We start from the raw sequence: 308 nt of genomic DNA, 5'->3' as shown, positions 1-308 counted from the left end.
TCCCAAGATCGGCCGTGCGCGCGGCAAGCGCGGCGAAGCAGTCCTCGAAGGTGTCGCAGGCCACCGGTTCGCAGTCCGGATAAACGTCGAGAGCGGCGCGGTGCGAGTTCGCACCCGGCTCTCCTTGGAACACGACTTTCAGCGGCGCTGCCATGCTAGTCCTCGCGAATTCGGCGGATAGTGCTCTAGAGCGCTTTCCGATCAGATGGAATCATCTGATCGATATGAAATCGCTCCAGATTCAATTGCTTGAGCATGTTCTCATCGCTTTGTTCGTTTCAAACAAAGCGGAACATGCTCTAGCGGGC

Annotated in this window: 1 protein-coding gene; it reads right to left on the bottom strand. The window is 57.5% G+C overall.

The genetic code is table 11. From position 1 onward, the window contains the following. On the bottom strand, window positions 1–154 hold a 154-nt coding region (locus tag ACEYW6_RS36790), incomplete at its 3' end, for a prephenate dehydratase domain-containing protein (RefSeq protein ID WP_412983691.1). Between the last annotated feature and the right edge of the window lie 154 nt (window positions 155–308).

Origin of the sequence: Nostoc sp. UIC 10607, assembly GCF_047228265.1 — a bacterium.
Lineage (GTDB): Bacteria > Cyanobacteriota > Cyanobacteriia > Cyanobacteriales > Nostocaceae > Nostoc > Nostoc foliaceum_A.
Note: the sequence above shows the minus strand (reverse complement) of the source record. Positions and strands in the feature narration are given on the sequence as shown.